This is a genomic window from Clostridioides sp. ES-S-0054-01 (genome assembly GCA_021561035.1).
Classification (GTDB): Bacteria; Bacillota; Clostridia; order Peptostreptococcales; family Peptostreptococcaceae; genus Clostridioides.
Genome location: CP067346.1, coordinates 1,757,858 through 1,773,438 on the forward strand (window position 1 = coordinate 1,757,858; position 15,581 = coordinate 1,773,438).

Sequence of the window (15,581 nt, forward strand, 5' to 3'; positions counted from 1 at the left end):
AGAATAAATATAAATATTTCCAGAATCATATAAATATTTCTAGATTCATTTTTAAGCTTATTTTATCAATAAAAACAGCATAACTTTTGACTATCTTCTTATAAGTTTTCAAACAGCCGATATATCCCTATTTTTCAGGTTTATCGGCTGTTTGCTTTTGACAGGTACACCGTGCAACTGCACGCAAATCCTTATATTTCCACTCTAAATCCGACTCGCTTTGTCTGTGTAACAATATAGTTCTATTTGTCTATTAACCGGATTTTATACTTTTTATACAAAACTATTTTATATAGAATTTTCTGCCTTTTATCACATTCCAACTATTTTTCTTACTGTATTTGCTGTGCGAATTGTAATCTTATCGCTTACATTTGAACTGGCAGTCTTTGACCACCAATTTGTTTTTTGATAATCTTTACGACTAAAAGACCAAAAAATGGCATTTTTATAATGATATACTTTTTCATACTCTTCTTTAGGATTTCCAACCTCATCATAAAATTTGTCATAAGATAAGGCAGGAAACATAAAAATAAGGTTATCATATATTTCTTTGTTGTTATCTCCCCACCAATTAGGAGCATTATTTAATATATCCTCTAACTCCTCTTGTGAAATAATAAAAACTGGTATCTCCAATTCGAACTGTTTTTTTATCATCAATCCTATTGTATTTGAGAGAACCTTGCTATCATCTACTTCACTTAAAAAGATAACATTGCCGCTATTAAGGTATGTAGAAACTTCTGAATAACCAAGTTCTACAAAGCTTGCTTTTAATTCAGACATAACTATCTTGTTTTTGCCACCTATATTGATACCTCTTAATAATGCGATATATTTTTTCATATAATAATTTCACCTCTAAACATTCATATTTTTCTCTGTCACACAAACTGGAATTTGTATCTTTTAGAATTCTTTCAAAACTTCTTCATATGTAATTTCCCCAAGTGTAAACTGTTCTAAAGCAATATATTTTCTTTTGGATTACGTATTAATATGGATACCATCTGGACTTAAAAATAAGGTATCTCCTGTGACAAAATAACAGTTTTCATGGTTTTCAGCATATTTTTGAAGTTCTTTATTAATCAAGTTATATTCTGCACATCCTGCACCGAATGCAAATTTACATACTTTTTTAAATATAAAAAATCGGTGCTTAATTTGTACCGATTTTTGTTTTTCTTAATAAAGAACTCGTTTTTTTGCTTCTGCTATAGTTCTAGTAGCACTTTTTGCTTGAATTCTTTTTGCTTCTTCTTTTTTAAATGCATTTATTGTCTCATTTAGATTCTTATCATGTTCATTTTTTTCTTTATCTTCATTTTCTCTGTATACTAATACATAATCTATTATTGATTCGTTTATTATCTGGGATATACTTTTATTTTCGTTAATTCCTATTCTCTTAACTTCTTTAAGTAGCGTCTCATCAATATGAACCGTTGTTTGCTTTGTATTTTTTGCCACTTTAATCACCTCTTAAAAAAAATTCTAACATTAAAATTTTTTTTAGTCAATAAATTTTAATATTAAAATTCTTTAAATGTTTTATTTGATTTTCTAAAATTTTCTATTGTATTTATCATTTTATTTTTTATATTTTCACCTAGTATAGAAGACTTTAGTCTAGGATTTTCGATATGGTCATAAATTGGTTCTAAAAATTCGACTTCTACAGGAACAGAATTAATTTTACCAATAGGTTGGTATCCTTCATAAGTATCTTTTGAATTTTTTATTACTAATGGAACAATAGGGCATTTTGCTTTATATGCTATTTTTAAAGCTCCACTTCTAAACTCTGAAACCAGTGAATTTGGTTCTTTAATCCATGTTAAATCTCCTTCTGGAAATACTGCCATACTTTGACCTGTAAGTATATTTTGAGAGGCTTCAGCAATACTTTTTATACCTTCTCGATTGTTTTTTCTGTTTACATATACACATCTTAGCAATTTTGACCATTCTTTAAATATAGGTATATTTCTCCAAACTGGTTCGTCTGCAATTACACATCCAATTGGTCTTTCTACACTTGCTGTTAGTATAAAGCTATCAAGCATACTAGAATGATTTACAACAAATAGAAGTGGTTCTTTTGGTAGTGTCTCCTTACCAATTATATTAAGTTCTATATTTACTATATCTAAAGATTTTCTAGCTTGTTTTTGCATAAATTCAAATTTTTCTTTTAAGCTAAATTTATCAGGATTCTTTTTAATTTTAATGAGCCTAGGTATGGAAGATGTAAAGCCTATAAGTTGATATGTAGCAAATTTTAAGTAATTATTCATAAAATTATCTCCTTAAAATAAAATTATTTATTACTGTAAAGATTTTAACATAAAACAAAATTTAAGTCTATTTCAATTCCATTTTATAACATATATTTTAAATAGACAGAAATTAAGATTTTATACTTCTAATTTTAGTAATTAGACCTAATCAATAGATTAATATTCTATTAAATTAATTAAATAACCTTTAAATTTAATTATAAAAACTGTTGCAGATTGTTCTACAACAGTTTAAAAGTACTTACTTTATAATAAGGGATTATATTATAAGGCTACAACAGCCCATTCTTTACACTGAGCAATTCTTTTTCCATCATCACCTTGTTCTTTATCATATGCAAATTGATTAAGCATTTCACATGGAAATGCATCACATAGACCACAATGTGTAAGGTTTTTATCTTCACAACAGGATTTTACAGGACATTCTTCACCCCAAAAAGGCTTGTCAATACATGTACATCCTTTACAATTGACTTTTTCCTTGTACTCACATTCATAACACAAAATTCCACATCTTGATTCTATCATTCTAAGTCACTCCTTAAATATAAATTTTATATGATTGTATATCAAAATTTATACTTTTCATTGTAAAAATCGGACAAATTTTTTATATAAGTTGTTGGATTAACACCACAAATAGATTTAAAATCATTTATAAAATGAGATTGGTCATAAATTATAGATATTCATCAAATAAATATATTGAAGAAGAATAGATATAAACCAAAATTAGAAAATAATAGTATTACTTTCATAATAAATACATATAAATATATTTTTAAGAATAAAATTTATTATTAAATAAAAAATAAAGGGGAGTGATTTAATAGCATGGCATCAAAACAAACACCAAGAAACAATTTAGAAAAGTTTTTAAGAATAAGAGTCTTATCACATACAGGCGATAAAATACATATAAAGTTACCTGTAAATTTTGCAAAGAGAATGATTGAGAATAATGCTTTGGATTTATTTAATGGAAAAGATGATGTAGTAGATGGTAAAAAGGTTACTGAAATATTAGTCAAAGCATTTGACTATGATTTAACTGGAGAAGTAGTTCACTTGGAGAGAAAAAATGGAGACATTATTAAAGTTTCAATCGTACAATAGAACTATTTTATATGAAATTTATTTTTTAATAGTTATAAATAACTAGAAATTGGTAAAAAAGTATAACCTATTATTAGTAGTGGTACAGAATACACATTTATAATTTATAGATGTGTATTTTTATGTGAAAATTTAAATATATAAGAACTATAAGGGTTACAATTTTGGAAATAGATGTAAATATATGTTCTATAGTATAATAAGAGTAATATATCATCTAGTAAAAATAATCAAATAAATTTAACTTATGAGAGGGATAACTATGTAGAATAAGGATTTTAAATTAACAATATGTATATTTGCCTTTATAATTGGGTTAGTAGTATTGTTTTGCTGTACAGGTTTAGGTGAATTTAGTGCAGAGCATATTATTCAACAAAATGGAGGAACTATGGATACTAACCAATATAATATTTATCTAGACCAATCTATTTCTCAATATAAAAATTTTGGTTCTATATTAGCTCTATTAGGAGGAATAGGGATATTGTTTGATGAAAATATCAGAAAACACTAAAAATTATGTTTTATTTAAAATGAATTGGTTTTATAACTCTTTATATTGAGATATATCAACTGATGGCATTAAACAGTTAGACTTTATGGAAACTCATGTACAATTATTATCATCATATGACAAAGATACACTTTCAATTATTGATTCAGCATGTGGTAATGATATTCAGGCAACTGCATTAGCATTAAATGGATAAAGTAATTTTAGAAAATAAACATTTCACAGTTTATAATAAATTAAAATACAAAGGTAAAGAATACATCTCTTTATATTATTAGATATTAAATGGCATGTAAAAAGAGTTAAAAGTGGAAATATTATTTTAAGAGATTAATGAAGATAACAGTGTTAATTTATATGAAAGTGATTTATCATTTACACTATTTACACATGAAAGTTTAATTAATATATTAAAAGAAAATAAAATGGAAATTACTAAATATACTTTTGAATTAGATAATGATTGGTATTATGTTTATGCAAAACTCAAGTAGAATTTTACATATTTTAAATATGACAGTTTAAAATTATGAAAGAATGATAAGTTCCAGTTTGTAGGGTAGTTTTGATGAATAATATTAATATAATACGAGCTAAAAGTAGGAGTATATCAATATGATACCCCTACTTTTTTATTATTAAAATTGTTTATAATATCAACGCTACATTAAAACATAGCCTAAGCTTAAAAAACAAATGGTCTAGCAATATGTACTTTTTTCTATTTATTATATTCTTTTAAATTGAATTCTTTCATCTGAACATAAAGTTTCAAATCTATATGCATCTAGCATCTCATAAAAACCAAAAAATATAAAACCATCACGAGAAGTAAATTCATATTGTATATTTTCAATTTTTAATGTATTTTCTACCTCGCTTATTTTTTCGTTATATATAATTTCTACCATATAATTTATCATTGTAGAATCCCTCCTATTAATATGAAAATATCCAAGTATATAATAACATATTTAGATTATATAATAGTATCCAAATATAAAATAAACTTATTACATTGCTGAATGAAGATAAATAAAGTAAATATTGGTTATTATTGATGTTCTATAAAATAAATCATATATATTTGGAATATTCTAGACAGGAATTGTTTAATAATAAGAGAATACTATAAAAATTTGAGTATTATATAAAAAATAAGAAGCTATAAATGATATAAGCATTATCTATAGCTTCTTATTTCTTATTAATTAGGATTACATACAAAAGTAATCACTATATTTTTTGTTTAAGTTTTAATACTTGTTTTACTATATTTGTTGAGTGGTCAGAAATTCTTTCTAAATTAGTAAGTAAGTCAAGATAAAGTACACCAGCATCAATTGTACAATTTCCGTTGTTTAATCTAATCATATGTGAATTTCTAAAAGTTTTTTCTAAGTAGTTTACTTCATTTTCAACTTCTAAAACTTTATTTGCTAACTCAAAATCTTTAACATCTAAAACTATTAAAGCATCCTTGAAATTAGTAATAGTCTTATTGTATATTTCATATATTTCTCTTATCGCACTATCAGAGAAACTAATATTCATTTCCTTAACATTCATAGCTAATTCAGCTATATTTTCTGCATGGTCAGAGACTCTTTCAATGTCATTTACAGTATTAAAAAGTAAATCTGTTCTAAAACGTTCATCATCTCTAAGAGGTTCTTTAGAAAGTTTCAATAGATAGTTCAATATATCTTTTTGTAATTTATTGACAACTTTTTCTGATTCAAAAGCTTTATTAATATCTTCATTGCTCTTATTTAAAAATCCTGCAATTGAATATTCTAAAGAGTTTGTAGCTTTATGACCCATTCTTACAACTTCTTGTACAGTATTACCAAGTGCTATAGATGGTGTGCTAAACATCCTTTCATCTAAGTATTTAGTATTATTTACTATTTCTGATTCAGTTTCTTTAATAGGTATAAGTTTATTTGCTAATTTAACTATGTATTTAGAAAATGGTAATAGTATTATAACATTTGTAAGATTAAATAAAGTATGTGCGTTTGCTATCTGTCTGGCTGTATCAGTTGGGTCAAAATGAGTAACTATAGCTGATATAGGTTTATTTAAAACAAGCATAAATATTATTGTACCAATGATATTAAAACTTAAATGCATTACAGCTGCACGTCTAGCATTTCTACTTGCACCAACACTTGATATAAGTGAAGTGACACAAGTACCTATATTATCTCCATAAAGGATAGGTAAAGCAGATGATAGAGGAAGTATTCCTTGAGAAGCTAATGCTATTAACATACCCATAGATGCACTCGAACTTTGAACAATACCAGTTATAGCGAATCCTGCTAATATACCTAATATAGGATTTTTACTAAAGTATAAGAGTGCATCAGTAAATGCTTTATATTCAGCAAGTGGAGCTACTGCATCTTTCATAAATTCCATCCCTGTAAATAATATACCAAAACCTATAAGTATTTCAGATAAATGCTTTGTTTTTTGATTTGATGTAAATAAATATAATACAATACCTACACCTAGAGCAATTGGTGCTATTCCTTCAAGATTAAATGAAACTAATTGAGCTGTAACTGTAGTACCTATATTTGCCCCCATTATTACACCAATAGCTTGACTTAGATTCATTATACCCGCATTTACAAATCCTACAACCATAACGGTAGTAGCACTTGAACTTTGTATAATACCTGTAACAACTGTACCTACCAGTACACCCATAACAACATTACTTGTTAAGAGTTCAATAATTTTTTTTAATTTGTTTCCTGCTGATTTTTGTAAACCTTCTCCCATTAAACTCATCCCATAAAGAAAAAGTCCAAGTCCACCGATAAGGCTAATTACTATATTCACGATATTTCCTCCCTTAAGAAATTAATAAATTTTTTATCTGAATTATAAACTTTATTAACTAAAATTTATTGTTTCCATAATATAGAATAACAAATTTTGTCAATAAAAATATTAATGTTTTGTTAAGTGTACGTTAAGAGAATGTTAAATCTTTAAGTTGTTGTTAACTTTAGAAAATTTATGATATATAGTAATTTAAATACTTGAACTTAGATTTTGAGTATTTTATGTACAATTAATTTAACAAAGAATTAACTATAATTATAAAAACTATGTAAAAAATATCATCCTTTTTAGAACGATATTTTTTAGTTATAAATATTCTTATATTCAATTGGTGTAAGGTTATTAAACTTTTTAAAAACCATGCTATAGTAATTTTGACTATTGAATCCAACTAGTACAGCAACATCTAAAATAGATAAATCTTTTTCTAATAGATATTTTTTACTTTTTTCAACTCTAACTTTATTTAAAAAATTAGTAAAAGTATATCCACTTTCTTTCTTAAACAGAGAACAAAAATAGCTTTTATTAAGTTGTAGGTCATTACATATGTCGCTTACTGTTATATCTTCTGAGTAGTTTTTATGAATATAATCTATAGTTTTCTTTACATAAAAACTAAGAGCTGGCTTATGTTTCATTTTATCCTGGCATATTTCTGATAAAAGATTTGATATGTAATCTAAACATGATAAGGGCTTAAGTGGTATATTAGAAAATTCTATATCATTATTTATACATGATTTAAAAGGACCTACAATGAAGTAACCACTTGAGACATCAAACTTATGTATAGGCATAACTAAAAAATGTAGGTCATCACAAAAACTTAATATTATATAGGATAGATTTTTATTAGATATAAAATCTGTACTGTTTATATTGTTAAATATATTTAAACTTGAGAAATATATTTCTAAAGTAGTGTCATATCCAATACTGCAAATCTCTTTTAAATCCTTACTAAATACCTTTGTTGGAATATTACAACAGTCAAAAAAATCGTTGACGATGAGTTTCATATCATCTTTAAAATCTTTCAAAAAATCACCTCATTTAAATTTATACAAATATTTTTATAAAAAAACAAATATAGTTAAGAATTAAAAAAATATATCAATTAAAATAGTTATTGCGAATGATAATTAATTTCGTTAAATAATATTATGATGTAAGAGAGGTAGAAAGTCAATGAAAAAAATAGCTATTTATGGGAAAGGAGGAATTGGAAAATCAACAACAACTTCCAATTTATCGGCAGCACTTTCTCATTTAGGATATAAGGTAATGCAGATAGGGTGTGACCCAAAATCTGATTCCACAAAAAACTTAATGAAAGGAAAATTTATACCAACAGTTCTTGATGTAATGAAAGAAAAAAAGGAAGAACTAGAGCTTGATGATATAGTGTTTGAAGGTTATAAGGGAGTGTTATGTATTGAAGCTGGAGGGCCAACTCCGGGTGTAGGTTGTGCAGGAAGAGGTATAATAGCAGCTTTTGAAAAATTGGAAGAATTAAAAGCATTTGAAATATATAATCCAGATGTAGTAATTTATGATGTTCTAGGAGACGTTGTTTGTGGAGGTTTCTCAATGCCAATAAGAAATGGATTTGCAAAGGACGTGTACATAGTAACTTCTGGAGAAATGATGTCAATGTACGCTGCAAGTAATATATCTTTGGCTGTAGAACAATTTAAAAATAGGGGATATGCTTCTTTAAAAGGTCTTATATTAAATGCAAAAAACGTTGAAAATGAAAGGGAATTAGTTGACAAATTGGCTGATGAAATAAAAAGTGAAGTTTTTCATTACATACCAAGAAATAAAATTGTACAGCAGTCTGAGAATAATGGACGAACTGTTATAGAAGAAGATAAAAACAATGAAATGTCAGAAGTATATATAGAACTTGCAAATAAAATTATGCAAAATAACTAAAAATTTATGTTTAAAATTAAGTTTATTATGGAGGAAATTTTATGAAATTAAAAAAGTTATGTTCCGTATTTTTGTTTAGCTCATTAATATTAACAGGATGCTCAAAGCCATCAGATGGTGAGGTTAAAAAGACAAATAATAACGTAAATGTGGTTTCAGCTACAGTGGCAGCTACACAAGTATTAGATAAATTGGATGCTACATTGGTAGGAATACCAACTACTAAATCTGATTTACCAGAAAAATATAAAAACTTACCAGAAGTAGGTCAGGCTATGAATCCAGACCTAGAGATTGTAGCATCTCTAAAACCAGATGTATTTATAGTTGATAGTATGTTTAAAGAAAATGTTGAAAAAAGTATGAAAGAATATAACCTAGATACTTTTTATTTTGAGACTGGTACATATACAAAATTCCTTAAAAGTATAGAGAATTTAGGTGAAAAAATAAATAAACAGAGTGAAGCAAAAAAACTTATAGATGAATTAGAGGGAGTAGAACAATCTGTAGCAGAAAAGGCAAAGAAACAAGATAAAAAGCCAAAAGTGGCAATCTTATTTGGTGGTGGAAATAATTTTATGCTAGCTACAAAAAGTTCATATCTTGGAGATTTAGTAAAAACAGTAGGTGCTGAAAATATAGCTGATAACCTAACAGATAATGTGGAATCAGATTATATACAATTTAGTTTAGAACAAATTTTGAAAGAAAATCCAGATTATATACTTAGATTTGCACATGGAAATATTGAAGAGACTAAAAAAGCATTTGATGATTCTTTTGATAAAAACCCTGTATGGGCTACATTAGATGCAGTAAAAAATGGGAAAGTTATAGATTTAGATTCAAGTATATTTAATGTATCTGCAAATATACATGTTAAAGATTCAATAAATAAATTGGGAGATATCTTGTATGGAGATAAATAAACTTTAGGTGAATAATATGGATAACAAAAAAATTTTATTAATAGTTACAGGTATGATAACTGTAATTGCTTTGCTAATTCTTTTTTCTACTATAGGTAGTGTAAACTTAAGCCTTAGAGAAATATTTGATGCATTGATAAATGAAAATAATCCAATGGTTACTACAATTGTATATAAGATGAGACTACCTAGAAATATATTATCAGCATTGGTTGGAGCAAATTTAGCTGTTTCTGGTCTATTATTACAAGCTGTTATGAAAAACCCATTAGCAGACCCTGGAATAACAGGGATATCAACTGGTGCAAGTGTAGCTGCTATTATAATATTGCTTCTATTTCCACAATACACAAGTATGCTACCAATAGTTGCTTTTATAGGAGGTCTTATATCTTGTGTAGTAGTATATCTAATGGCGTATAAAAATGGTCTTAGACCAGAAAGAATTATACTAGCTGGAGTAGCTGTAAACACTATATTAGGTGGTGTGATATCGTATTTATCAACCATGTATAGTGAAAGAATTCAAAGTGCAATGTTGTGGTTAAATGGGAGTCTGGCAACAAAGACATGGTCTGATGTAAATATGCTGATATGGTATTCCATAATAGGTCTGATAGGAGCAATTTTTCTTATTAGAAGTGCAAATGTGCTACAATTGGGAGATGATGCAGCTACAAATCTAGGTTTTAATGTAAACAAAAGCAGGTTCATAATATCATTAGTGGCAATATTTTTAGCTGGAGTTTCTACTTCTATAGTAGGTGTTATTAGTTTTGTAGGTCTAATCGTACCACATATAACACGTATGTTACTTGGTAGTGACCATAAATATACAATCCCATTTAGTATAATACTAGGAAGCATAGTTTTATTAATTGCAGATACGTTAGCTAGGACAATCGGTGGGTCAATAGAGATTCCAGTGGGCGTTATCATGTCCATAATAGGAGGTCCATTCTTCTTATATTTATTAAGAAAGAGAGGAAGTTATTAATGTTCAATGTAAAAAATATTAAGATAGGTTATGAAGATAAGATTATCATAGACAACTTAAGTGTAAGTATTAAAAAAAGTGAAGTAGTATCTATATTAGGACCAAATGGTTCAGGAAAGTCTACACTTCTTAAATCATTGTCTAGAATTCTAAAAATCAGACAAGGTGACATATACATTGGTAAAAAAAATATGAAAGTTATGAGTAATAAAGAGATTTCAAGGCAAGTGGCATTATTAGCTCAACACAATGTATCTTTAAGAGATATAAAGGTAAAAGACTTAATATATTATGGAAGAATACCACATAAAGGTTTTTTTGAAGGCAAAAATAAGAATGATGATGAGATAGTGACTTGGGCAATGAGAAATACAGGTCTTGAAACGTATAAAGATAAGTTGGTGAGTAATCTATCTGGAGGTGAAAGACAAAGAGTATGGTTGGCAATGGCTCTTTGCCAAAAACCAGATATACTTTTACTAGATGAACCAACAACATATCTAGATATATCACATCAATTGGAACTTATGGAGCTTATAAGAGATATAAATAAAAAATTTAAAATGACTATAATTATGGTTTTACATGATATAAATCAAGCTAGTAAATACAGTGATAGACTTATTATTATGAATAATGGTTCTATAGTAGCAGATGGGCATCCAAATAGGGTAATAAGTGAAAAAATAATAAAAGAAGTTTACAAAGTGAAATGTGATATAGATATAGACCCAATTAGTAAAAAGCCTAGGATTCACCCAATAATGTTATGTAGAAGAACTAGTAGTATATGAAAATGTAATATTTATAAATAATTAGAAAGCAAAGGTTATTATCTATGCAAATTTATAAGTTTGAGTTTACATGGATAATAAGAGTAGAAAGGAAAACATATGTATACTTTAGATGTATTAAATAGATTAAAAGATATAGATTGTGATAAAGATATAAAGTCTTTATCATATGCTGTATTTCCAGGAACACATTGTCCATTGTTTGGAGTTGTATTGACTGCATCATATATAAAAAATATGGCTCTTGTAATAGTAGGAACGAATGAATGTACTTACTATAGTAAAAACTTTGCATATCATAGGCAATTTGGCAAGGATAGTGTTTATTCAGTAGTACTAAAAGATAAGGACATAGTTTTTGGTGCAGAAAAAAAAGTGGTAGAAGCTGTAAAGTATATTTCAGAAATTGATGAATTTGATGCAATAATGATAGTAACTACATGTGTACCAGAATTAATAGGCGAAGATTATAATGCTTTGTCTAATGAATTGGAAGATATGATTGGAATACCTGTTTTGACAGTTAACACAGAGCATTATACTTGTAATTCTCATATACTTGGGATGACTAGAGCTTTAAAGAGTCTATCATCAGTTATGGAGAGTTATAAAAATAAAGATGGAGTCAATATATTAGGTCATAGACAAGAAAATGTAGAGGATACAGAACTTGTAAAATTGCTCGTAAAAAAAGATATAAAAATAAACTGTGTAATCCCATCTAAGTGTACTATAAAAGACATTAAAAATGCATCTAGTGCTAAATTAAACATAGTGACAGATATGATAGCTTTGGATTTAGCAGAAGATATGAAAAATAAGTTTGGGATAGAGTATGTATATTTTGATAAAAATATGAAAGAATCAATTATAATAGAAAATTATAATAAACTTTGTAAAATTTTAGACATAGATATACAAGATGAATTATCAAAGCAGAGACAGAGATACAATTCATTATTGAGTGAATGTAGATATCTGTTGGAGGGTAAAAAATTGATTTATGGGAATACACCAATGATGGCATTTGAAACAGTCGATTTTTTAACTGAATTAGGACTGGTTCCAGAATTTATCCAAGTGAGAGAACTTTATGAACAAGATAGTTTATTTAAAGATAATATAATAAAAAAAGGATACAATCCATATGTAAGTAGAATTGCAAATATAGCTCCACTTAGAAGTTTGTATGAAAATATAAATGCAGATATTTATATAGGACATGAAAATCCAATGTTATTAAGAGAGAAAGGGCTTATGCAAATAACATTAGATGAACATGCACAAAAAATAGGTTTTGAGCTTCCAATAGGAATAATGAAAACCTTAATTAAATTATTTGATGTAGAGAAATCTGCAAGAAAGGAAGTAATCTAAGATGGAAATATATAAATATTTTCCAAATCCTTCTGACAGAATGGGAATAATATTTACAGTATCATCAATAAATGAAGCCTGTGTTATAGAGTTTGGACCATCAGGCACAACTCATTATGCTATAGAAGCAATTGGAAGCTTAAATGGAGAAGATAAGGCTAAAATTTATTCAACACATATGAGTGAAAGTGATGTTACTTTTGGAAATTATGATAGACTGGAGAAAGCTATAATTGAAATAGATAATAATATTAAACCAAAGTATATTTTTGTAATGGCTTCATCTGTATCTTCAATTATAGGGACAGATATAATTGGGATATGTAATATTTTAAGGGAATCTGTAAACTGTAGACTAATTCCAATTACAACAGGTGGGTTGAGAGATGACTATAACCAAGGAGTGGAAGAGTTTCTTTATATATTGGCAAAGGAAGTAGTCAAAGAAAGTAGTGAAAAATTGGATAGTTTTAATATAGTTGGATGTACTATAGACCAATTTAATTTTTTAGCAGATTGCGAAGAAATTAAAAGAATGATGAAAGTTTTTTTTAAAAAAGAAGTAAATGTAACCTTTACATCATATACATCAATAGATGAGATAGAAACTGCGTCTAAATCAAGTTTAAATATAGTACTTAGAAAAGAAGGTATAAAAGCAGCAACTTTTATGAAAGATAAATATAATATACCTTATGTATACAAGAAACCTTATGGAATAAAAAATACTGAAGAATTTATAAGTGAAATACAAAAAGTAACTACATGGGATTTAGATAAAAATACCTATGAGGCTGAAATATCTAATATAAAAAGGTATATGTTTAATATAAAAAGAAAGTTTTATTTTTATAAAGGAAGTAAAAAATGTGCTGTGTTTGGAGATTATGATACCACATTAGGGTTTAGAGACTTATTAGAGGAGTTAGGTCTTGAAATTGATAGGGTTAATGTATTACATAATATAGATTGTAATGACAAATCTGTGTATATTGGGAACGATGAACTGGATAGAAGCGAATATTTAAAAGAGAATGAATTATTAGCACTATTTGGAGATGGTGCTAGCATCGATATGAAACATAATTCAAAGTTAGATATGCAGATAAGTAATCCAAACCTAAAAAGTGTAAATATATATCCATATACTCCTTTTGTAGGATTAAGAGGAATTCTTTATGTAATTGAAAAAATACTAAATATACAGTATTAAATATATAAAAAATATTATTAAATACATATATAATACATAAAAAAGTGTTTATTAGGAGAATTTTTATAAAAAAGAAGCATATTTATTAAAAAATCAATCTCTATTTGCTAAAATAATTTATGAGTTATGTTAGAAACTGTAAGATATTGGATATAATATAATAAACAGGTAAACTTTGTATTAAGAGGATATATAGTTTATCTTAATTATAGGGGAAGTGAGGATATATTATGGAAAGATTAATGGAACTCATAGAAAGAAAATTTTTAAAGGATGTAGAACTTTTAGAATTAGAAGACATAGAAAATGTAATAGAATGCAAAATGACTAAGCCATATAATGCTCATTATAATGAATACCTAGTAAAAGTAAAGCATGAAGACAAGATAGAAGAATATTTTGTGTATTTAAAACATAGATAAACATAAAAGAGGTTTATATTTATTTGTATGATTATAAAATAAATACAAGCCTCTTTTTTTGATAAATATAAAATTATAAAAATTTTTATTTATTTAATTTTTTCAACTACATTAGTCAATATTGAATCTAAATCGTCGCTAATTTCTGTAACTCCATTATGAGTAATATCTATAATTTCTTTAGTCATAGGAAGCTCTCCTAAAAGCTCTAAGTCTAAATCATCTAAAAACTTTTCAGTAGATTCTCCTTCAAATAACTTGATTTTTTTAGAACAATCAGGGCATTGGATATAACTCATATTTTCAATAACTCCAAGAACATTTATGTTCATTTTTTTAGCCATATTAACAGCTTTTGATACAATCATAGATACTAAATCTTGAGGTACTGAAACCATAACTATTCCACTTATAGGTATGGATTGCATAACTGTTAATGCAACATCACCAGTACCAGGAGGCATATCTATTAATAAATAGTCCAATTCTTCCCAAAGTACATCAGTATAAAATTGCTTTACAACTCCTCCAAGTAAAGGTCCTCTCCAAACAACAGGTTCATTTTCATCATCTATCATAAGGTTTATAGACATTACTTTTATGTTGTTTGAGTTTTCTACAGGATAAATATAAGAGCCATCAGAATAAGCTTTTACATTTTTTACACCCATAAGTCTAGGAATACTTGGTCCAGTTATATCTGAATCTAATATACCAACCTTATATCCCATTTTGTTTAGTTTATTAGCAAGTAAAGCAGTTACAGTTGATTTTCCAACTCCACCTTTCCCACTCATAACACCAATTATTTTTCCAAATTTATTGTTAGGGTTATTTTCAATAGAACAATTTGATTGACTATTACAATTTCCCTTTGATGGACATGAATTACAATCTGCCATATCTATTACCTCCAAACTTTAGTATTTATTAGATTATTTTTAACCTACATATACTATTTTAGTACAATTGAATAATAAAGTCATTATTTAAAAGTAACTTAGAAAATTTTCTATTGATTTATTCATAGTATATAATAAAAAAAGAAGGCAATAAAAGAATTATAACCTTCTTAAGAAATGATTATTTCAATTGACC

General features: G+C 26.9%; 16 protein-coding genes and 2 pseudogenes. 10 read left to right on the forward strand and 8 right to left on the reverse strand.

Translation table 11 applies throughout. The features are described 5' to 3' along the window. Window positions 1–312 precede the first annotated feature (312 nt). The 4 genes from JJC02_08465 to JJC02_08480 form a co-directional block, all read right to left on the reverse strand. Window positions 313–852 carry a DUF1697 domain-containing protein gene (locus tag JJC02_08465; GenBank protein UDN56173.1) on the reverse strand — a complete coding sequence of 180 codons (540 nt, stop codon included), beginning with the start codon at window positions 850–852 and terminating at the stop codon, window positions 313–315. Between the two features lie 342 nt (window positions 853–1,194). Continuing rightward, complete coding sequence (locus JJC02_08470) at window positions 1,195–1,479, reverse strand: transcriptional regulator (protein UDN56174.1); 285 nt, start codon at window positions 1,477–1,479, stop codon at window positions 1,195–1,197. Between the two features lie 62 nt (window positions 1,480–1,541). Beyond that, complete coding sequence (locus JJC02_08475; GenBank protein ID UDN56175.1) at window positions 1,542–2,306, reverse strand: 1-acyl-sn-glycerol-3-phosphate acyltransferase; 765 nt, start codon at window positions 2,304–2,306, stop codon at window positions 1,542–1,544. 267 nt (window positions 2,307–2,573) lie between these two features. Further along, entirely contained in the window at window positions 2,574–2,840 is a 267-nt protein-coding gene (locus JJC02_08480) for a DUF3795 domain-containing protein (protein ID UDN56176.1), read from the reverse strand. A 306-nt stretch (window positions 2,841–3,146) separates the two neighbouring features. On the opposite strand from JJC02_08480, the gene JJC02_08485 reads away from it, so the two are divergent. From JJC02_08485 to JJC02_08495, 3 genes and pseudogenes are all read left to right on the forward strand, one after another. Next, window positions 3,147–3,428 (forward strand): hypothetical protein, encoded by a 282-nt coding sequence (locus tag JJC02_08485; GenBank protein UDN56177.1) that lies wholly within the window; start codon window positions 3,147–3,149, stop codon window positions 3,426–3,428. Window positions 3,429–3,690: 262 nt separating this feature from the next. Continuing rightward, window positions 3,691–3,945: pseudogene (locus JJC02_08490) on the forward strand (hypothetical protein). Continuing rightward, window positions 3,923–4,439, forward strand: a pseudogene (locus JJC02_08495) (hypothetical protein). Before JJC02_08490 ends, JJC02_08495 begins: the two co-directional pseudogenes overlap by 23 nt. A 234-nt stretch (window positions 4,440–4,673) precedes the next feature. Here the strand turns inward: JJC02_08495 and JJC02_08500 are convergent. The 3 genes from JJC02_08500 to JJC02_08510 all read right to left on the reverse strand — a co-directional run bounded on the left by JJC02_08500 (window position 4,674) and on the right by JJC02_08510 (window position 7,850). Next, window positions 4,674–4,868: a peptide ABC transporter substrate-binding protein gene (locus tag JJC02_08500; GenBank protein UDN56178.1), complete on the reverse strand. Its 195-nt coding sequence runs from the start codon at window positions 4,866–4,868 to the stop codon at window positions 4,674–4,676. 313 nt (window positions 4,869–5,181) lie between these two features. Next, on the reverse strand, window positions 5,182–6,801 hold the full coding sequence (locus JJC02_08505; GenBank protein UDN56179.1) for a Na/Pi cotransporter family protein: 1,620 nt from the start codon (window positions 6,799–6,801) through the stop codon (window positions 5,182–5,184). A 308-nt stretch (window positions 6,802–7,109) separates the two neighbouring features. Next, window positions 7,110–7,850, reverse strand: a complete 741-nt coding sequence (locus tag JJC02_08510; protein ID UDN56180.1) for an AraC family transcriptional regulator — start codon at window positions 7,848–7,850, stop codon at window positions 7,110–7,112. A 148-nt stretch (window positions 7,851–7,998) separates the two neighbouring features. Between JJC02_08510 and JJC02_08515 the strand changes: the two genes are divergently transcribed. The 7 genes from JJC02_08515 to JJC02_08545 all read left to right on the forward strand — a co-directional run bounded on the left by JJC02_08515 (window position 7,999) and on the right by JJC02_08545 (window position 14,483). Further along, a complete protein-coding gene (locus tag JJC02_08515; GenBank protein UDN56181.1) occupies window positions 7,999–8,748 on the forward strand; it encodes an AAA family ATPase in 750 nt (249 codons plus the stop codon). Between the two features lie 41 nt (window positions 8,749–8,789). Further along, window positions 8,790–9,680: an ABC transporter substrate-binding protein gene (locus JJC02_08520; GenBank protein UDN56182.1), complete on the forward strand. Its 891-nt coding sequence runs from the start codon at window positions 8,790–8,792 to the stop codon at window positions 9,678–9,680. Between the two features lie 16 nt (window positions 9,681–9,696). Next, window positions 9,697–10,677, forward strand: coding sequence for an iron ABC transporter permease (locus JJC02_08525; GenBank protein UDN56183.1), 981 nt, complete (start codon window positions 9,697–9,699; stop codon window positions 10,675–10,677). Then, entirely contained in the window at window positions 10,677–11,471 is a 795-nt protein-coding gene (locus tag JJC02_08530; protein ID UDN56184.1) for an ABC transporter ATP-binding protein, read from the forward strand. The genes JJC02_08525 and JJC02_08530 overlap by 1 nt, the downstream gene beginning before the upstream one ends. Before the next feature lie 99 nt (window positions 11,472–11,570). After that, a complete protein-coding gene (locus tag JJC02_08535) occupies window positions 11,571–12,848 on the forward strand; it encodes an oxalate:formate antiporter (GenBank protein UDN56185.1) in 1,278 nt (425 codons plus the stop codon). Between the two features lies 1 nt (window position 12,849). Then, window positions 12,850–14,061, forward strand: a complete 1,212-nt coding sequence (locus tag JJC02_08540; protein ID UDN56186.1) for a nitrogenase component 1 — start codon at window positions 12,850–12,852, stop codon at window positions 14,059–14,061. Window positions 14,062–14,291: 230 nt separating this feature from the next. Further along, window positions 14,292–14,483, forward strand: coding sequence for a hypothetical protein (locus tag JJC02_08545; protein UDN56187.1), 192 nt, complete (start codon window positions 14,292–14,294; stop codon window positions 14,481–14,483). A gap of 89 nt (window positions 14,484–14,572) precedes the next feature. On the opposite strand, the gene JJC02_08550 is transcribed toward JJC02_08545, so the two are convergent. Next, window positions 14,573–15,385: an Mrp/NBP35 family ATP-binding protein gene (locus JJC02_08550; protein ID UDN56188.1), complete on the reverse strand. Its 813-nt coding sequence runs from the start codon at window positions 15,383–15,385 to the stop codon at window positions 14,573–14,575. Window positions 15,386–15,581: the final 196 nt, after the last annotated feature.